13 protein-coding genes are annotated in these 16,304 nt (G+C 60.2%); 4 read left to right on the top strand and 9 right to left on the bottom strand.

The window, feature by feature from the left end:
- Window positions 1–46 precede the first annotated feature (46 nt).
- Window positions 47–1,009, top strand: coding sequence for a dipeptidase (locus FHS06_RS08070; protein ID WP_167048255.1), 963 nt, complete (start codon window positions 47–49; stop codon window positions 1,007–1,009).
- 5 nt (window positions 1,010–1,014) lie between these two features.
- On the opposite strand, the gene FHS06_RS08065 is transcribed toward FHS06_RS08070, so the two are convergent.
- Window positions 1,015–1,359, bottom strand: coding sequence for a VOC family protein (locus tag FHS06_RS08065; RefSeq protein ID WP_167048253.1), 345 nt, complete (start codon window positions 1,357–1,359; stop codon window positions 1,015–1,017).
- Between the two features lie 81 nt (window positions 1,360–1,440).
- Between FHS06_RS08065 and FHS06_RS08060 the strand changes: the two genes are divergently transcribed.
- A complete protein-coding gene (locus FHS06_RS08060; RefSeq protein WP_167048251.1) occupies window positions 1,441–1,968 on the top strand; it encodes a GNAT family N-acetyltransferase in 528 nt (175 codons plus the stop codon).
- Here the strand turns inward: FHS06_RS08060 and FHS06_RS08055 are convergent.
- Both FHS06_RS08055 and FHS06_RS08050 read right to left on the bottom strand, forming a co-directional pair.
- Window positions 1,965–3,503, bottom strand: a complete 1,539-nt coding sequence (locus FHS06_RS08055) for an SDR family oxidoreductase (protein WP_167048249.1) — start codon at window positions 3,501–3,503, stop codon at window positions 1,965–1,967. The genes FHS06_RS08060 and FHS06_RS08055 overlap by 4 nt on opposite strands.
- A 75-nt stretch (window positions 3,504–3,578) precedes the next feature.
- A complete protein-coding gene (locus tag FHS06_RS08050; RefSeq protein WP_167048247.1) occupies window positions 3,579–5,891 on the bottom strand; it encodes an FdhF/YdeP family oxidoreductase in 2,313 nt (770 codons plus the stop codon).
- 100 nt (window positions 5,892–5,991) lie between these two features.
- On the opposite strand from FHS06_RS08050, the gene FHS06_RS08045 reads away from it, so the two are divergent.
- A complete protein-coding gene (locus tag FHS06_RS08045) occupies window positions 5,992–7,563 on the top strand; it encodes an MFS transporter (protein ID WP_167048245.1) in 1,572 nt (523 codons plus the stop codon).
- Here FHS06_RS08045 and FHS06_RS08040 read toward each other — a convergent pair.
- A complete protein-coding gene (locus FHS06_RS08040) occupies window positions 7,535–8,215 on the bottom strand; it encodes a phosphatase PAP2 family protein (protein WP_167048243.1) in 681 nt (226 codons plus the stop codon). The genes FHS06_RS08045 and FHS06_RS08040 overlap by 29 nt on opposite strands.
- Before the next feature lie 34 nt (window positions 8,216–8,249).
- Window positions 8,250–9,602 carry a multidrug effflux MFS transporter gene (locus tag FHS06_RS08035; protein WP_375138698.1) on the bottom strand — a complete coding sequence of 451 codons (1,353 nt, stop codon included), beginning with the start codon at window positions 9,600–9,602 and terminating at the stop codon, window positions 8,250–8,252.
- A gap of 176 nt (window positions 9,603–9,778) precedes the next feature.
- Between FHS06_RS08035 and FHS06_RS08030 the strand changes: the two genes are divergently transcribed.
- Window positions 9,779–10,213 (top strand): hypothetical protein, encoded by a 435-nt coding sequence (locus FHS06_RS08030; protein ID WP_167048240.1) that lies wholly within the window; start codon window positions 9,779–9,781, stop codon window positions 10,211–10,213.
- Here the strand turns inward: FHS06_RS08030 and FHS06_RS08025 are convergent.
- The 4 genes from FHS06_RS08025 to FHS06_RS08010 all read right to left on the bottom strand — a co-directional run bounded on the left by FHS06_RS08025 (window position 10,200) and on the right by FHS06_RS08010 (window position 16,212).
- Window positions 10,200–12,617, bottom strand: a complete 2,418-nt coding sequence (locus FHS06_RS08025; RefSeq protein WP_243845423.1) for an HAD-IC family P-type ATPase — start codon at window positions 12,615–12,617, stop codon at window positions 10,200–10,202. The two genes, FHS06_RS08030 and FHS06_RS08025, sit on opposite strands and share 14 nt — an antisense overlap.
- A 62-nt stretch (window positions 12,618–12,679) precedes the next feature.
- A complete protein-coding gene (locus FHS06_RS08020; RefSeq protein ID WP_167048238.1) occupies window positions 12,680–13,657 on the bottom strand; it encodes a carbohydrate ABC transporter permease in 978 nt (325 codons plus the stop codon).
- Entirely contained in the window at window positions 13,654–14,787 is a 1,134-nt protein-coding gene (locus tag FHS06_RS08015; RefSeq protein ID WP_167048236.1) for a carbohydrate ABC transporter permease, read from the bottom strand. The genes FHS06_RS08020 and FHS06_RS08015 overlap by 4 nt, the downstream gene beginning before the upstream one ends.
- A 111-nt stretch (window positions 14,788–14,898) precedes the next feature.
- Window positions 14,899–16,212: an ABC transporter substrate-binding protein gene (locus tag FHS06_RS08010; RefSeq protein ID WP_167048233.1), complete on the bottom strand. Its 1,314-nt coding sequence runs from the start codon at window positions 16,210–16,212 to the stop codon at window positions 14,899–14,901.
- Window positions 16,213–16,304: the final 92 nt, after the last annotated feature.

Raw genomic sequence — 16,304 nt, 5'->3', positions numbered from 1 at the left:
AGCACGGTCGGCGCGTGCGTCGCCATGCTGGCAACGCGGTGACAAGATGTCTCTCGTGTGGGATCAACATTCGTGCGTTGCGCTGTCGGTGGATGCTGATCTCGGCGAGCTCTCGCGCTACGAAGACGCACACGGCGGGTTTATTTCGCTCAATGTCGGGTATTCGCTCCACACCCACGAAGACTCCGTGAAGCTACTCGCGTCGTTCCGCTCGCAGGTTGAGTCGATGGCCGGCTTCACGCTCGCTCGTAGTGTTGGCGACATTGTCTCGGCGGCATCCGCTGGTCAATTAGCGATTGCTTTCGACCTCGAAGACTCGCGGCCCCTCGCCGACGACCTCGATAATGTGAGACGCTTCGTAGATCTGGGCGTCCGCACGCTTGGGCCGTCATATAACCACCAGAATCGCGCTGGGTGCGGCTGCCTCGACGCCGACGACACCGGGCTCACGCTCTGGGGACGTGACCTTGTGCGAGAAATGAACGCGGCGGGAATGGTGCCCGACGGGTCTCACTGCAGCGCGCGCACGGGCCTCGATATGTGCGCCGTTTCGGTAAAGCCGATGATTTACAGCCACTCTTGTATGCGCGCCGTGTGGGAGCATCCGCGCAACATCACCGATGACCAGGCGCGAGCGTGCGCTGACACGGGCGGCGTCGTGGGCATCACCGGTGTGGGTATTTTCTTAGGCCCCAACACTCCGACGCTCACGGCCATGACCCGCCATCTCGAGTACATCGTTGAACTCGTCGGCATCGAGCACGCGGGCGTCAGCTCGGACTACTCGTTCGACTACGTAGACTTCCGTGAGGAGATTGCACGCACTCCCGAAGTCTTCGACGAAAGCTACACGCGGTGGGGCGCGATCGAGTGGATGTCGCCAGAAACTTTCGTAACGCTCGCCTCGCATCTCGCCGGTGAAGGGTGGTCGCCGAGCGATATTGAGGCGGTGGTCGGCGGCAACTTCCGCCGAGTTGCGGCCGAATCTTGGAACGCCAACGAAGAGTAGCTCCGCTACTCCCAGAGCTCGATAGGTAGGCCTTCGGGGTCATGAAGACGAGCAAAGCGACCGAAGCCCGCGGCATCCCATTCCTCACGGCGTTCGACAACGATGCCCGCTGCTTCTAGCGACAACACAAGTGCATCGAGATCGGTGACGCGGAGATTGAGCATGAACGGCTGATCGGCCGAAAAGTAGTCGCTGTCAGCCGGGAACGGCGCAAAGATCGTAGGTCCTTCTTGCTGCTGCCAGATGCTTTCAGAACCGGCCTCGATGCCGAGATGCTCGCGATACCACGCAGCGCGCGTCTCTGGATCTCGACTGCGGAAGAAGATACCTCCGATTCCGGTCACACTCATGCTTTCGCTCCCTGCCCACCAACGCTGCAAATCAGAACGCGACAAGAGTAGCGCTAGCGGTACACCTGAGAAGATCAACACGTGACATGGCCCACTGCGATTGCGCTCGAAACCGCGCGTTTCATTCTCGAGCCGTTGTCTCCGGATCACGCTGACGAGCTCACAACCGTACTGGCAGACGAGTCGCTCTACGCATTCACCGGCGGTGAACCGCCCTCTGTCGAGGAGTTGCGTGTGCGCTGCGAACGCCAATCCGTCGGGTACTCCCCCTCGGGCGACGCCGCGTGGTTGAACTGGATTGTCAGACGAAAGGACTCACGGGATGCGGTCGGCTACGTGCAGGCGACAATGACGGTTGAGACCGACATTCGGGTCGCGTCGGTGGCGTGGCTCATTTCGCCGACAGAACAGGGTCGCCGAGCAGCGACGGAAGCGGCCATCTCAGTCCTCGACTGGCTCGCGTCGCAACAAGTACGGATAGTTCGCGCTGAAATACACCCCGACCACCACGCTTCGGAAGCCGTCGCGCGTCACCTCGGTCTCGCCGCAACGCTCACCTGTATCGACGGTGAGAGAGTGTGGCTGCGGGAGCTGGCTTCGGAAAGCTAAGCGGTGGGCTCAGCTTCGGCTGCTGCCGCGATGCGGTTTGCCATGCCACGGAAGATGAAGCCGTGAAAGGGCAGCACCGAGAGCCAATAGAGCCGACCGGCAAGCCCACGCGGGAAGAACACCGCGCGCTGGTCGTAGCGAGAGCCACCTTCTTCATCAGCGGTCGCTCTCAACTCGAGCCACGCCAGGCCCGGAACCTTCATCTCAGCACGAAGGCGAAGCAGCTCTCCTGGCTCAAGGGCTTCGACGCGCCAGAAATCGATGGCGTCTCCGACCCCCAACCGACCTTTGCTGCGTCGACCGCGAGCGAGACCAATACCTCCGACGAAACGATCCATCCAGCCGCGAATCGCCCACAGCACAGGGCTTGAGTACCAACCAGTTTCGCCACCGATACCCTCGATCACGGTCCAGAGTTTGTCGACGGGCGCGGTTGTCTTCGCGCTGCGCTTGTCGGTGTAGACGACTTGGCCGGCCCAGTCCGGGTCGCTCGGCAGCGGATCGCTCGGCACACCCGAGAGGTCGGCATCCTGCCAGCTTGTCTCAATTTCGTCGGCTTCAAGCCTGCGGAGAGCCAGTGACACTGCGCCACGGTACGTCGTGAGCCCATCTTCTGGCAGCGGAATCAGTTCGTCAACGTCGTGATTTTTCATCACGCACTCGTTTTGGAGCGAAGCGATGAGCGGCCGTGCGATCTCTCGCGGAATCGGGGTGACAACATTCACCCAGTGAGATGCGAGCCCCGGAGTAAACACGGGCAGCGACGCAATCGGCCGCTGACGAAGGCCTGCTTCGACCGCATACCCGTTCATCATCTGCCCGTATCTCAGCACATCGGGGCCACCAATATCGACAGCCCGATTCACATCGGCGTCAACACGCGCTGCCCCAAGGAGGTAGTGCATAACGTCACGAACAGCGATCGGCTGAATGTGGTTTCGCACCCATCGCGGCGCTGGCATATAGGGCAACACCTCGGTGAGGTGTCGCACCATTTCGAACGAAGCTGACCCCGACCCGATGACGACTCCTGCTTGGAGCACGAGCGTGGGAACCCCCGACTCGAGGAAGACCTCACCGACCTCGACGCGCGAACGCAGGTGCGGCGAAAGCTCCACATCGTTGGGGTGGAGCCCACCGAGATAGACGAGGCGCGAAACGGATGCCGCGGCCGCTGCATCCGCGATCGTGTGAGCGGCGTTCAGGTCAGTTTCTTCAAAACCTTTGCCGGCCGACATGGAATGTACGAGGTAAAAGAGGACGTCCACGTCTTCGACGGCCTCTTTCACAGCATCACTTTCTTCGGCTGATCCTTCGACAACGTCGACTTCGCCTCCCCAGGGGAAGGCCGCCACGCGGTTCGCGGAACGTCCGAGCACCCGCACTCGATAACCAGCCGCCAGCAGCCGCGGGACAAGCCGTCCGCCGATGTAGCCGGTTGCACCGACGACCAGGGCGCGCGGCGCACTACCGTCGGCGCGAGGAATGGCGTGGAGCTGTGGCTCGCGACCAGTGGGGGAAGAGGTGTCTGGCATAACGGCGACGATACGCGCTAGAACCTCTGTTGTGTCAGGGCTTGCGCCTCAGGCGACACTCGCGTAGCTGCGGATCTAGTCTCGATGTTCGAGCCGGATGACGACCGACTTCGAGGTGGGCGTTCCGCTCACATCAGCGACCGACTCGAGCGGTACGAGCACATTGGTTTCGGGATAATACGCCGCCGCATTTCCGCGCGGAGTCGAGTAGTCAACTATCCGGAAGTTCTCGGCACGCCGTTCATGCATAGCGCCATCGGCGTCTAACCATTCCGATACGAGATCAACAATCTCACCGTCGACGAAGCCGAGGGCAGTGATGTCGTCTGAGTTCACGAACACCACACGGCGTCCGCCATGAATGCCGCGATAACGGTCGTCTTTGCCGTAAATCGTGGTGTTGTACTGGTCGTGTGACCGCAGCGTCTGTAAGACGAGACGCCCACGCGGGACGGGCGTGTACTCGAGCCGATTGGCTGTGAAGTGCGCCTTACCGTCCGATGTTGCGAAGGTGCGTGCGTCTCTCGGTCCGTTCGGGAGAAAGAACGTGTGTCCCTTGTCGATGCGCTTCTCAAAATCGCCGAACCCCGGCACGACGTGTTCGATGTGAGAACGCACTCGGGTGTAGTCATTCTCAAGCGCTTTCCAGTCGGCCGCCGGAGCGTTGGCACGATCCGAGCCGAACACGAGTTCGCACAGGCGCGCAACGATCGCGACTTCGCTCAGCAGATCTTCTGACGGCGGCGCCAACCGACCGCGCGATGAGTGCACGGCACCCATCGAATCCTCGACCGATACTTTTTGCTCAGCGCCTCCGCGCCGGTCGCGATCGGTGCGGCCAAGCGTCGGCAAGATGATGGCACGCTTTCCCGTCACGACGTGTGACCGATTGAGCTTGGTGGAAATCTGCACAGTGAGGTCGAGGCGACGAAGCGCTGCCTCGGTCACCTCGGTGTCAGGTGTCGCCGAAGCGAAGTTTCCGCCCATTCCCAAGAAGAATCGCGCCTTGCCATCCCGCATCGCGCGAATCGAGCCCACGGTGTCGTGCCCGTGTTCACGCGGGGCCGTGAATGCAAACTCGCGATCAAGAGCCGCAAGAAACTCCTCCGAGGGCTTCTCGTAGATACCCATCGTGCGGTCACCCTGCACATTCGAGTGTCCGCGCACCGGGCAAACCCCGGCGCCGGCACGACCGATGTTCCCTTGCAGAAGCAGCACGTTCACGACTTCACGGAGGGTCGGCACTGAATGCTTGTGCTGGGTGAGGCCCATTGCCCAGCAGACGATTGTCGACGACGACTGGCGCACGGCCTCCCCGACTTCACGCAACTCAGCCTCGGCAATGCCGGTGGCTTGCTCAAATTCTGGCCACGAGGCATCCGCAAGATGAGCCTTGTACTCTTCGAAACCTGAGGTGTGACTCGATATGAACTCGTGGTCGAGAACACCGCCGTCGCGAGCTTCAACCTCGAGCAGATACTTTCCGACCGCTTGAAAGAGCGCCTGGTCGCCACCGAGGCGAATCTGCACGAACTGATCGGCGATCTGCGTACCCCCAAGCACCATCCCCTTCGGCGTCTGTGGATTCTCGAATCGCTGAAGCCCCGCCTCGGGCAACGGGTTGATCGCGATGATCTTTGCCCCCTGCTGTTTCGCCTTCTCGAGTGCGGTCAGCATGCGCGGATGATTTGTCCCCGGGTTCTGACCCGCAACGATCAGCAGCTGCGCGGTGTGCACGTCCTCAATCGATACGGTGCCCTTACCGATACCGATGGTCTCGGTAAGGGCAGAACCGGATGACTCATGGCACATATTCGAGCAATCGGGCAGGTTGTTGGTGCCAAAACCACGAACGAGCAGTTGATAGAGGAACGCGGCTTCGTTCGAGGTTCGACCCGATGTGTAGAAAATCGCCTCGTTCGGGTCGTCGAGAGAACGAAGTGCCTGTGCGATCTCGCTGAGAGCGTCATCCCAAGAGATGGGTCGGTAGTGCGTCGCGCCTTCATCCAAGATCATCGGCTGAGTTAAGCGCCCCTGCTGTCCCAGCCACCAGTCGTCTCGGCCGGAGAGCTCGGCCATGGAATGCTCGGCAAAAAACTCGGGTGCAACACGACGCACTGTCGCTTCTTCTGCGACCGCCTTGGCGCCGTTCTCGCAGAATTCCGCGACGTGACGGTGATCGGTTTCGGGCCACGCGCACCCGGGGCAGTCGAAGCCGTCCTTTTGGTTGACACGCAACAGCGTCTGGGCGGTACGGACGACCCCCATCTGCGACAGCGAGGTCTCCATGGCGTGCGCGACACCAGGAATCCCCACCGCAACGGCCTTGGGACTCGTAACGCGCAGGCGACTTTCGTCGATATTCGTCTTCGGGGGCTTCGATGCCATACCGCGATGCTAACGCGCCACTCGGTGACCCGAGGGCTTCACCGACCGCGGAGATACAACAGCGCGTGGAGCGATGCGAGCCGGTGCGCGGTGAGAGATTATGCGCAACAGTAGTAGGCGATGCGTCCGCACCGGCGCGGCCTCTTGCCGCGCCCCGAGCAGCCCACCGGGCCCGACAGCAGGAGGAAAAGTGCCGAACGAAGAAGACGTGAAAGCGCCGAGACTCAACGTCGACGATGTCATCGTCGTCAAGAAGTCACGAATTCGAACTGCGATCGGTGGCACTGTCGTGGGCAACTTCATGGAGTGGTTCGACTTCGGTATTTACGGATACCTCGCGGTCACCCTCGCGGTGGTGTTCACCTCTGATCTTCCCGATCCATGGGGTTTGCTCGTCACGCTCTTCGGGTTCGCCATCTCATTCCTCGTTCGTCCTATTGGCGGACTCGTGCTCGGTCCCCTCGGAGACCGCATCGGTCGCCAAAAAGTCCTCTTCTTCACAATGGCCATGATGGCTGTCGCCACTGCCCTCATCGGCGTGCTTCCGACCTCGAGCGCCATCGGACTGTGGGCGATCGTGCCGCTGTACTTCCTCAAGATGGTGCAGGGTTTTTCCACCGGCGGTGAGTACGCCGGCGCAACCACCTACGTCTCAGAGTTCTCCCCCGACAAGAGCCGCGGGTTCTGGGCATCGTGGCTCGATGTGGGCTCCTACGTTGGATTCGCCGCCGGAGCATCCGTAGTAGCTCTGACGACCATCGTGACAACGAACGTCTGGGGTGAAACCGCCATGGTCGACTTCGGGTGGCGCATCCCCTTCCTCGTTGCGATCCCGCTCGGCATCGTCGCGATCTGGTTCCGACTCCGCATTCCGGAAACCCCTTCATTCGAAGCCGCGCGCGATGACCAAAACGGCACCGCGCTTGCGCCCGAAAGCCCGTTCGCACGCCACGGCATCGTCGGAATCATTCGATACCACTGGCGTACGGTGCTCATTGGTATCGCTCTCGTTGCCGCAACGAACACAGCGGGCTACGCGCTCACGAGCTATATGCCGACCTACCTTGAGAGCGAAGTCGGCGTATCAAACCTTGGTGCCGCAGTAGCAACCGTTCCCGTCCTCATAGTGATGTCGGCTCTCCTGCCACTTATCGGAAAGCTCAGCGACAAGATCGGCCGAAAACCGATCTATCTCATCGCAGCGGGCTCCACGATCGTGCTCATGATTCCGGCATTCGCCATCATGCAGATCGGCGAAGAGTGGGCAGTGTTCATAGCGCTTGCCATGGTGGCAATTCCCGTGGCGTTTTATGTTGCAGTATCGGCATCCGCTCTTCCCGCACTTTTTCCGACCGCATCACGATTCGGCGCGATGGCAATCGCGTACAACATCTCGGTCTCGCTGTTCGGTGGCACCACGCCGCTCTTCAGCCAGGCACTCATTGAGATCACCGGCAACACGTACATGCCAGCGTTCTACATCATGTTCTTCGCAGCGCTCGGAGCAATCGCGATGCTGTCAATGCGAGAATCCGCCAAGCGGCCTCTGCTCGGCTCAGTGCCCACGGTTGAAACCGTCGAAGAAGCACGAGAACTCGTGGAACACCAAGACGAAGATCCCTTCATCGACACTTCAACGATGCCTATTCTGACGACGCGTTCTCCTCACTAGCCTGCCGCCATGTGCGTCTCGGCAGGAGTCGGGAGAACGCGATTGTGATCAGAAGCGCCACCCCGACTCCTACCAGCGCTCCCCCCACGGTGTCAGTGAGCCAGTGTGCGTGCAGATACGTGCGCGAAAACGCCATCAGCACGACCCAAACCGCGCCCATGATGTAGGTCCATGTTCGCGGCACAAGCACCGCAAGGAGCACAGCGAGAGTTGCCGCATTCGCGACGTGACCAGAGGGAAACGACCCATAGTCGCTGACGACGATGATGTCCTCGGGTCGTGCGCGACCGAAGAGGTGTTTGAAAATTTGCACTGCCGCGTTGCTTGCAAGCAACGTCACTACAACGTAGACCGCAGCCCACGGCCGCCGCACTATCAGCAGGGTGATAACGCCTGCGACGGGGACGATGGCCGACGAGACGAAGACACCGCCTGCCGTGTTCATCAGTTGGGCAAACCAGAGCAACACCGGCGATGCAGTCGCTGCGAGCAGGTCATTCCACGCTGTATCGATGGCAAACGGCACGGGGCCACGGGCGCGAGTCCACGCTCCGAGGCCGCACGCCAACGCGATGCATACGAGCGCGACCGGCAACAGCACCCGCAGCAGGGTTTGACGGAATGCTGGGTATACCGGTGCTGCACTTGTCATCGCCCCATCATGCCCCGTTCGCGACGCATACCTCTCAAGGTGCGAGCTGCGCCACAGTGCGCGGCCGCACGATGAACCACAGCGATATCGCACCGATGGCAGCGCATCCGACCATGACCGAAGCCATCGTTGTCGCGGTGATTCCCGAACCCTCAGAAATCAACCCGACCAGGGGCGAGATGAAGCCCGCCACACCGAAGTTGGCGGCACCGATTAACGACGCGGCCGTCCCAGCAGATTTGCCGTGCCGGTCAAGCGCGAGCACCTGAACGCACGGGAATGTGAACCCACACGAGGTCATAAAGATGAACAGCGGGATCATGAGCGCCCAGAGCCCCCCGCCCGCGACATCTCCAATGATGATCGCCGCAGACGACAGAATGAGGGCTGCTGTCGAAAACGCCAGCACCCATTGCGGCCCAAAACGCGCCGCAAGCCGGGATGCTGTCTGCACACCGATCACGATGCCGACCGAGTTCACAGCGAACACGATGCCGTACTGCTGCGGATCCATCCCGAACCCCTGCTGAAAAAGGAATGGCGATGCCGAAAGGTAAGAGAAAAGCCCGCTGAACGTCATCGCGCCGATAATGAGCACGCCGACAAATATGCGGTCACTGAATACGCTGCGATAACGCTGCAGGAGCGTGGCCGATCCGGGCCCGCTTCGACGCGCTGGCGGGAGCGTCTCGGGTATTAAAAACACCGTGCTCACAAGCATGATCGCACCATAGAACGCTAAAAAGAGGAAGATGCCCTGCCACGGCATCACAACAAGCAGCGCCGAACCGATCAGCGGCGCGATAACGGGCGCGACGCCAGATACCAGCGCGAGCCTGCTCAGCATCACTACGAGGCGCTTGCCACCGAAAAGGTCACGCACGATCGCCATTGCCACCACTCCACCGGCAGCAGCTCCCATTCCCATCAGCACGCGTGCAACACCCAGCAAAATCAGCGACGGTGCAAGAGCAGCAAGGATGCTGGCAACTACATGCAGTGCTGTGACGATGATCAGCGGAACGCGGCGCCCGACTTTGTCGCTCAGCGGCCCAACGATCAACTGCCCGATGGCAAAACCGAGCGTTGTACCCGTGAGGGTCAGCTGAATCGCCGCGGCCGTCGTATTGAAGTCCGCCTCGAGAACCGGAAACGCCGGCAGGTAGAGGTCGATCGTGAACGGTCCGAGCGCCGTGAGTGCTCCGAGGAGAACGATATAGACCACGCGGCGCGCAGCCGGGATAGCGTCTCCCGGGTGCAGCATGATCGGAGCCGTCACCGGGTTCGATCCCAGCGTCCGAATTGCACCCGTCGGAGAGTTCGACGATCGTGGCGCGGGGACGCGGTGGGAGCCGGTGAGTGTGGGCACGGAGTCAGTATCAGGCACGACGAAATTCACTTCAGATTCGTAGGAGGCGGCAGCAAAGCCATAAGTCGACAGCGCCATCGAAACGATTCGAGCGCAGGTGTCAATGTTACCGGAACTCGCGGAAAAGGCTCCAGGCACCCGAAGAAATATTGACACTTCTAGAGCGAGCAGTGCGTCCGTGCCAGGATGGTCGCGTGAGCGAGCCAACCCCACCTTCACGGCCAGTGGTCATCACGATCGCCGTCGTGCTGGTTTATCTCAGCGGTCTGACAAACACCGGGCTCGGCATCCTGATTCTTCTCAGCCGTTACCAAGTGCCAAAAGATGAGGTCCTGTTGGTCTCGCTCCTCGGTGCGGGTGTCATCCTTTTCGGCCTGCTAACGGTGGCGGTAGCCTCATCGCTCTCACGCGGAAGCGGGCTTTCTCGTCTGCTCGTGACGATCTACCTTGGCGTGCAGATAGCTCTCCACGTCACGACGATCGTCACGACCGACGGCTGGGACTGGTATGCGACGGTTCAGGTCTTACTTGAGGCTTTCGTCGTCGCCGTTGTTTGGCTTCCGCAGGCGTCACGCTACTTCCGGCCGATGAGCAAGGCCCACCTGCCTGACGCGGTTATTCAGCAGTAGCCATCACGCGCGCAACGTAGCGACGGTGCACGAAGCGCACCACCTCGAGCAGTCCAATCGCACCGATAGTCACGGCCGTAAGAAGGTAGGCGCCTGCCTCCCCCGGATCGACCAGCGCGAAGAACGACGTAGCAAGTGGAATCGTGAAAATACCGACGAGGCCGATGAACATCGCACCGATCACAAGCACCTTGAAGCGGTTGATCGGGCGAGAGAGCACTGTCAAAATCCAGATGCCGACGATGGCCAGAATTATCGTCGAGCCTGTGCGCAGCTCGGGCTCGTGCACGCCAAGACTCTTCGCGACGAGGGCATAGCTCGTGAGGGCGAGCGCGACGACGATTCCCGCCGGAATTGCGAAAGAAAGCGACCGTTTCAAGAAACCAGGAACGTAGCGTTGCGCATTCGGCATAAGAGCCAAAAAGAATGCCGGGATGCCGATCGTCAGGCCGTCGGTGATCGAGAGTTGTCGCGGCAAGAAGGGGAACTCGATCACGAAGATACCGAAGATCACCGCGAGGGCTGTCGCGTAGGCGGTTTTGGTGAGAAACAGCATCGACACCCGCTCGATATTGGCAATGACCTGTCGCCCCTCGGCGACGACGTCAGGCAGATGCGAGAACTTGCCGTCGAGCAGCACAAGGCGGGCCACGGCTTTCGTTGCCGCAGCTCCCGAGTTCATTGCGATGCCCATATCGGCGGTCTTGATAGCGAGAGCATCATTGACGCCGTCACCGGTCATCGCCACTGTGTGTCCACGCGATTGCAGCGCCACAACCATCCGTCGCTTCTGATCGGGAGTGACTCGACCAAACACCGACTCGGTTTCGAGCACGACGGCCAGGGCTTCGTCGTCTTCTGGGAGTAGCCGGGCGTCGTATCCTTCCGCGACGTCCACGCCCACTTCGCGTGCAATCGCTGCGACGGTGCGCGGATTGTCACCGGAGATGATGCGGATGCCGACGCCCTGAGCACGAAAGTACGACAGCGTCTGGGCGGCATCCGCGCGCACTTGCTCGCGAAACGTGAGTACGACAACCGGACGCAGCCCCGACGGCAGTTCTTCGGCTTCGACGCTGTCTGGGTCAAGACTCGAGGGGCTGAAGCCCAAAACAAGCGTGCGCCGCCCGAGCGACGCAAGAGAGACAACTTCAGCGCCGAGCTCCGTTGATGTGTCGCTCGCTTCGTCACCGAAGATCATTTCGGGTGCGCCGAAGACCCAAGTGCCCGCCACGTCTGAGAATGACACGGCACTCCACTTGCGCGCCGATGAAAACGGGATCGATGCAGCACGAGTGAGCGGATCAACGTTGGGGTACGGCTTTTGCAGGCAGCGAGCAGTCGCGTTCGCGTCGGGCGCTGCCCCGTACCAAGACAAAACGCGTTCCCAGCCCGAGACGTTGTGATGGAGTGGGTGCGATCCGTCGAATTCGATCTCACCGGCCGTGAGCGTTCCGGTTTTGTCGAGACAGATCACATCGACACGGGCGAGACCCTCAACCGCTGGAAGCTCGTTGACGAGCACCTGCTTGCTCGCAAGCTTGGCGGCACCGACGGCGAACGCAATCGATGTCATCAACACAAGACCAAGCGGAATCATCGCCGTGAGTGACGCGATCGTGTTGACGACAGCTTGTACCCACGTGCCGGTCTCGAACGCTGTTATCCACCCACCCGCAACCATGATTTGGGCGTTCAGCACGAGAAGGCCAATCGGCCCGATCCCCCAGCCGACCCATTTCAAGACACGATTAATCGACGTGCGGAGCTCAGAAGAAACCAACGAGAAGCGCTTCGCTTCTGTCGCAAAGGTATTCGCATAAGAATCGGCACCGACCCGCACAACGCGCGCGGCACCTTCGCCGCCCACGACGACCGACCCCGACAGCGCCTCATCGCCGGGACGCTTGTCGACAGCATCCGACTCTCCCGTGAGCATCGATTCATCGATCTGCAGCCCTCGGGATGCGACGACCGTGCCGTCAGCTGGCACCTGGTCACCCGCACGTAAAACAAGCACATCGTCCATGACGACCTCGCCCGGAGTGATCTCTCGCTCTACACCCTCACGGAGCACGCGAGCCTGCGGAGCGTTGAGAAGCGCCAGTTTATCGAGCGCCGATTTCGCGCGAAACTCTTGGACGCAACCGATGATCGCATTTCCGAACGCAGCAAGACCAAAGAGAGCGTCTCGCCAATGCCCCACCAGGAGCAACACGAGAAAACAAGCGCCGACGATGCCGTTGAAGAGGGTGAACACATTGGCACGCACGATGTTCCACGCGCTTCGACTCGAGTCCGCCGTGTAGGCGTTGACTCGCCCCGCCGAGACTCGATCGGCGACCTCCCCGTCGGTCAGACCAACCGACGGATCGGTCACCATCTCGTCAACTACTGTGCCCATCGGTTCCACTAAAGTCCCCCGTCTGCCTGACGATCACCCTAGCGAAACTGACCCGACCGGAATCACCCCTTTGTGGAACCGGCCAGGAGCCCACGAACGAAGTAGCGCTGCAGCGAGAAGAACACGATGAGCGGAACGATGATCGCAACGAATGCACCAGCGGTGAGAAGCTGCCACTCGTTTCCGCGCGTTCCTGTGATCTCAGCCAAGAGCTTCGTGATCGGTGCAACCGGCCCATCGGCGAAGATCAGAGCGACCAACAGGTCGTTCCACACCCACAAGAACTGGAAGATCGCCACAGAAGCAATCGCCGGCATCGTCAACGGCAGCACCACTCGGTAGAAGATCTGCCCCCGTGACGCACCATCAACGCGTGCCGCCTCGATGATGTCCGCGGGAATCTGCGACATGAAGTTGTGGAGCAGATAAATCGCGAGCGGAAGCGCAAACATCGAGTGCGCGATCCAGACTTGGGCATAGCCACCGGACACATCCAGCGGACCCGTGATCTGAAGCCCGGCCACGTTGAGACCGCGAGAGAAAGAGCTCAACAACGGAATGAGAGCCATCTGGATCGGAACGATCTGGAGCGCGAAGATGAAGATAAAGAGCGCATCCCGCCCTTTGAAATCAATCCACGAGAACGCGTACGCCGCAAAGCAAGCGATCGTCAACGGCACGATTGTGGCCGGAATCGTGATGGCGATCGAGTTCACGAACGCGCCAGCCATCGTCAGTTGGGCGTTTCCCGCCTGAAGCACCTGTACGTAGTTGTCGATGGTGACTTCGGGGTTCGTAAAGAACGTCCACCATCCGGTGCTCTTGATCTGCTGTTCCGGCCGGAACGACGAGATCAGCAGCCCAAAGGTAGGAATCGTCCACAACAGGGCGATGACGATGGATGCCACGGAAGCCCACGGGTTGGTGAGCTTTCGCCGCGCCTTTCGCCAAGGGCTCTTTTCGCCTTGACGCTCACCGCGGGTGAGTTCCTTTTTCGTCTCGTCGTCGAGCGGAAGATCGACCGGCATAACCTCGCTCATCGGATCTCCTTCTGCTTGCTGATTTGTCGCGCGTTATAAATCACGATCGGCAACACCAGGATGAAAAGCACAACTGCGAACGCAGCACTGCGCCCTGCCTCAAATTTCGTGAACTGTGTGTACATTTCGTTCGCGATAACCGACGTGTCGAAGTTTCCGCCAGTCATCGTTCTCACGATGTCAAAGACCTTCAAAGATGCGATTGAAATCGTCGTGAGAACCACGACGATGGCTGGTCGGATCGCGGGAACCGTCACGTTCCAAAAACGCTGCCACGCGTTGGTGCCATCGAGTTCTGCCGCTTCGAGTTGCTCAATCGGAACCCCTTTGATCGCGGCAGAAAGAATCACCATCGCGAAACCCGTTTGTACCCAGATCAGCACAACGATCAAGAAGAACGTGTTCCAGGGGGCCCCCAACAACCACTGCTGAGGCTCGCCACCGAACCACACGATGATCTGGTTCAAAATACCGATCTGGGCGAATTCAGCCGACCGGTACTCGTAGACGAATTTCCAGATGATGCTCGCGCCGACGAATGAGATCGCCATTGGCATGAAAACGAGCACTTTATAGATCTTTTCGCCGCGCGTTTTATCGATGAACACCGCATATGCGAGGCCAACAGCCGTCGATACGGTCGGAGCGATAAGCACCCACACGATGGTGTTGAGAATCGTGCGAATACCGTCGGGCTGCGTGAACACCCACACGAAGTTCTCGAATCCGACGAATTCTTTCCCCGAGGAGTTCATCAGCGACGCAACGAGCGTTTGAATCGAGGGCAAGATGAGCCCGATGAGAAGCAAGATTCCGGCCGGTGCCAGAAACGCGACCAATTGGATGAAGTATCCCTTGCCATTTCTTGATCGGTAATCGATCAAGAAGAGGATGGCTCCGATGACTGCGGCTGCAATGGCCGCCCACCATACCGAGTTGAAAACGACGACAACCGCCACCGGTACAAGCACGCACATGGCGAGGCGTACCCAGGTGTAGATCTTCCCGCTACGCGGAGCGATGTCGACGAAGAAAAGAATAAGACCAATGACGGCGAGGAACGCCACCACCACGACGACCGCCTGGAGTACGGGATGCATTGTCCCGACCCAGGTAAAGAAAGCGGTCATGTCGCTCCTTTCGAGTACGACTGCGGACTCGATACCCGAATCCTAGTGAGAACCAGAGGGCTGAAGGGAAGGGGCTGCTTCATCGCTATGAAGCAGCCCCTTTACATCGCCCTAGCTGGGCCAGCCGGACTCGATCTGCTCGGTGACGTCGGTCACTGAGCTACCGCTAATCCACGAGACCATGCCCTTCCAGAATGTTCCAGCGCCCACAGCACCCGGCATCAGGTCGGAAGCATCGAAGCGGAACGTCGTGTTGGGGTCCTGCAGAATCTCGATCGACTGCGACAGAATGCCCGATGAGGCGTTAGCGGAGTCGAGGCCGTTGTTGGCCGAGATCACGCCGCCGAGAGAAACTCGGTTGTTGGCCCATTCGGGGCTAGAGAGGTACTCGAGCACCTGAACGGTGTCAGCATCGCTGTTGAACGCTCCAACGATTTCGCCACCACCTGTGACTGCAGAAGCACCGGCTTCTTCACCAGGCATGATGAAGGCCCACACATCGCCGTCTTCAGCGACTGTGCCACCGGCATCCTGAATGAATCCGTCGAAGAACGACGCCTGGTGGTGGAGCGCGCAGTCGCCACTCACCAGCGCTGTCGCAGGATCGCCGAACTCCGTGGAGTTGATCGACTGGACATCACCGAAGCCCGCGTTGACGTAGTCGCCGTTGAGCAAAATCTCTCCGGCGGAGTCGAACGCGTCGACGATCGGAGCGTCAGTGAACTTGACTTCGTTCGTCACCCACTGGTCGTAGACCTCCGGACCGGACTGGCGAAGGACGAAATCTTCCACCCAGTCGGTTCCTGGCCATCCGGTCGCATCTCCTGAGCCGAACCCGGCACACCACGGAGCCTTGCCAGTGGTCTCTTGGATGGTCTGGGTCAAGGTCATCAGCTCATCGAGAGTTTCGGGCACTTCAACGCCCCACTCAGCGAACTTCGCCGGCTGATACCAAATGAAGCCCTTGACGCTCGCCATGAGAGGCGCGCCATAGAGCGTGCCATCGACGGTGCCGTATGCAGCCCAGTCATCACTCCAGTACTCCGCGACATTCGCGGCCACACTGTCGGGTGCTGGCGCAAGATAGTCACGGCTTGCTAGGTCGGCCAACAGGCCCGGCTGCGGGAAGATCGCAATGTCAGGCGGGTTTCCACCCTGGGCGCGAATTCCAATCTGCGATTCGAACTCCTTGGACGATTCGTACTCGATCGTGATGCCCGACGACTCCTCGAAGTCTTTCCACGATTCCTGCAACAGTTCCGCTTCGGTATCGGCAATCGTTCCGTAGATCGTGACGGTGTTGTCGCTCTCGCCACCACCGCTCGATCCACCCCCACTGTCCCCGGAACAACCTGCCAAGGCGAGGCCCGCAACTCCCATCAACGCGATGGGTGCCACCAGGCGACGACGCTGTGTAAACACCATGTGATTCCTCCTCTTTGAGTGCACGAGCGATTCATAAATCGCACATCGGATTCGCTCAGGAACCGATTCCAGGCAAAGCTACCCCGCAACAG

The sequence above is a fragment of the Microbacterium halimionae genome, assembly GCF_011761265.1.
Classification (GTDB): Bacteria; Actinomycetota; Actinomycetes; order Actinomycetales; family Microbacteriaceae; genus Microbacterium; species Microbacterium halimionae.
This window is presented reverse-complemented; position numbering and strand designations above follow the sequence as displayed.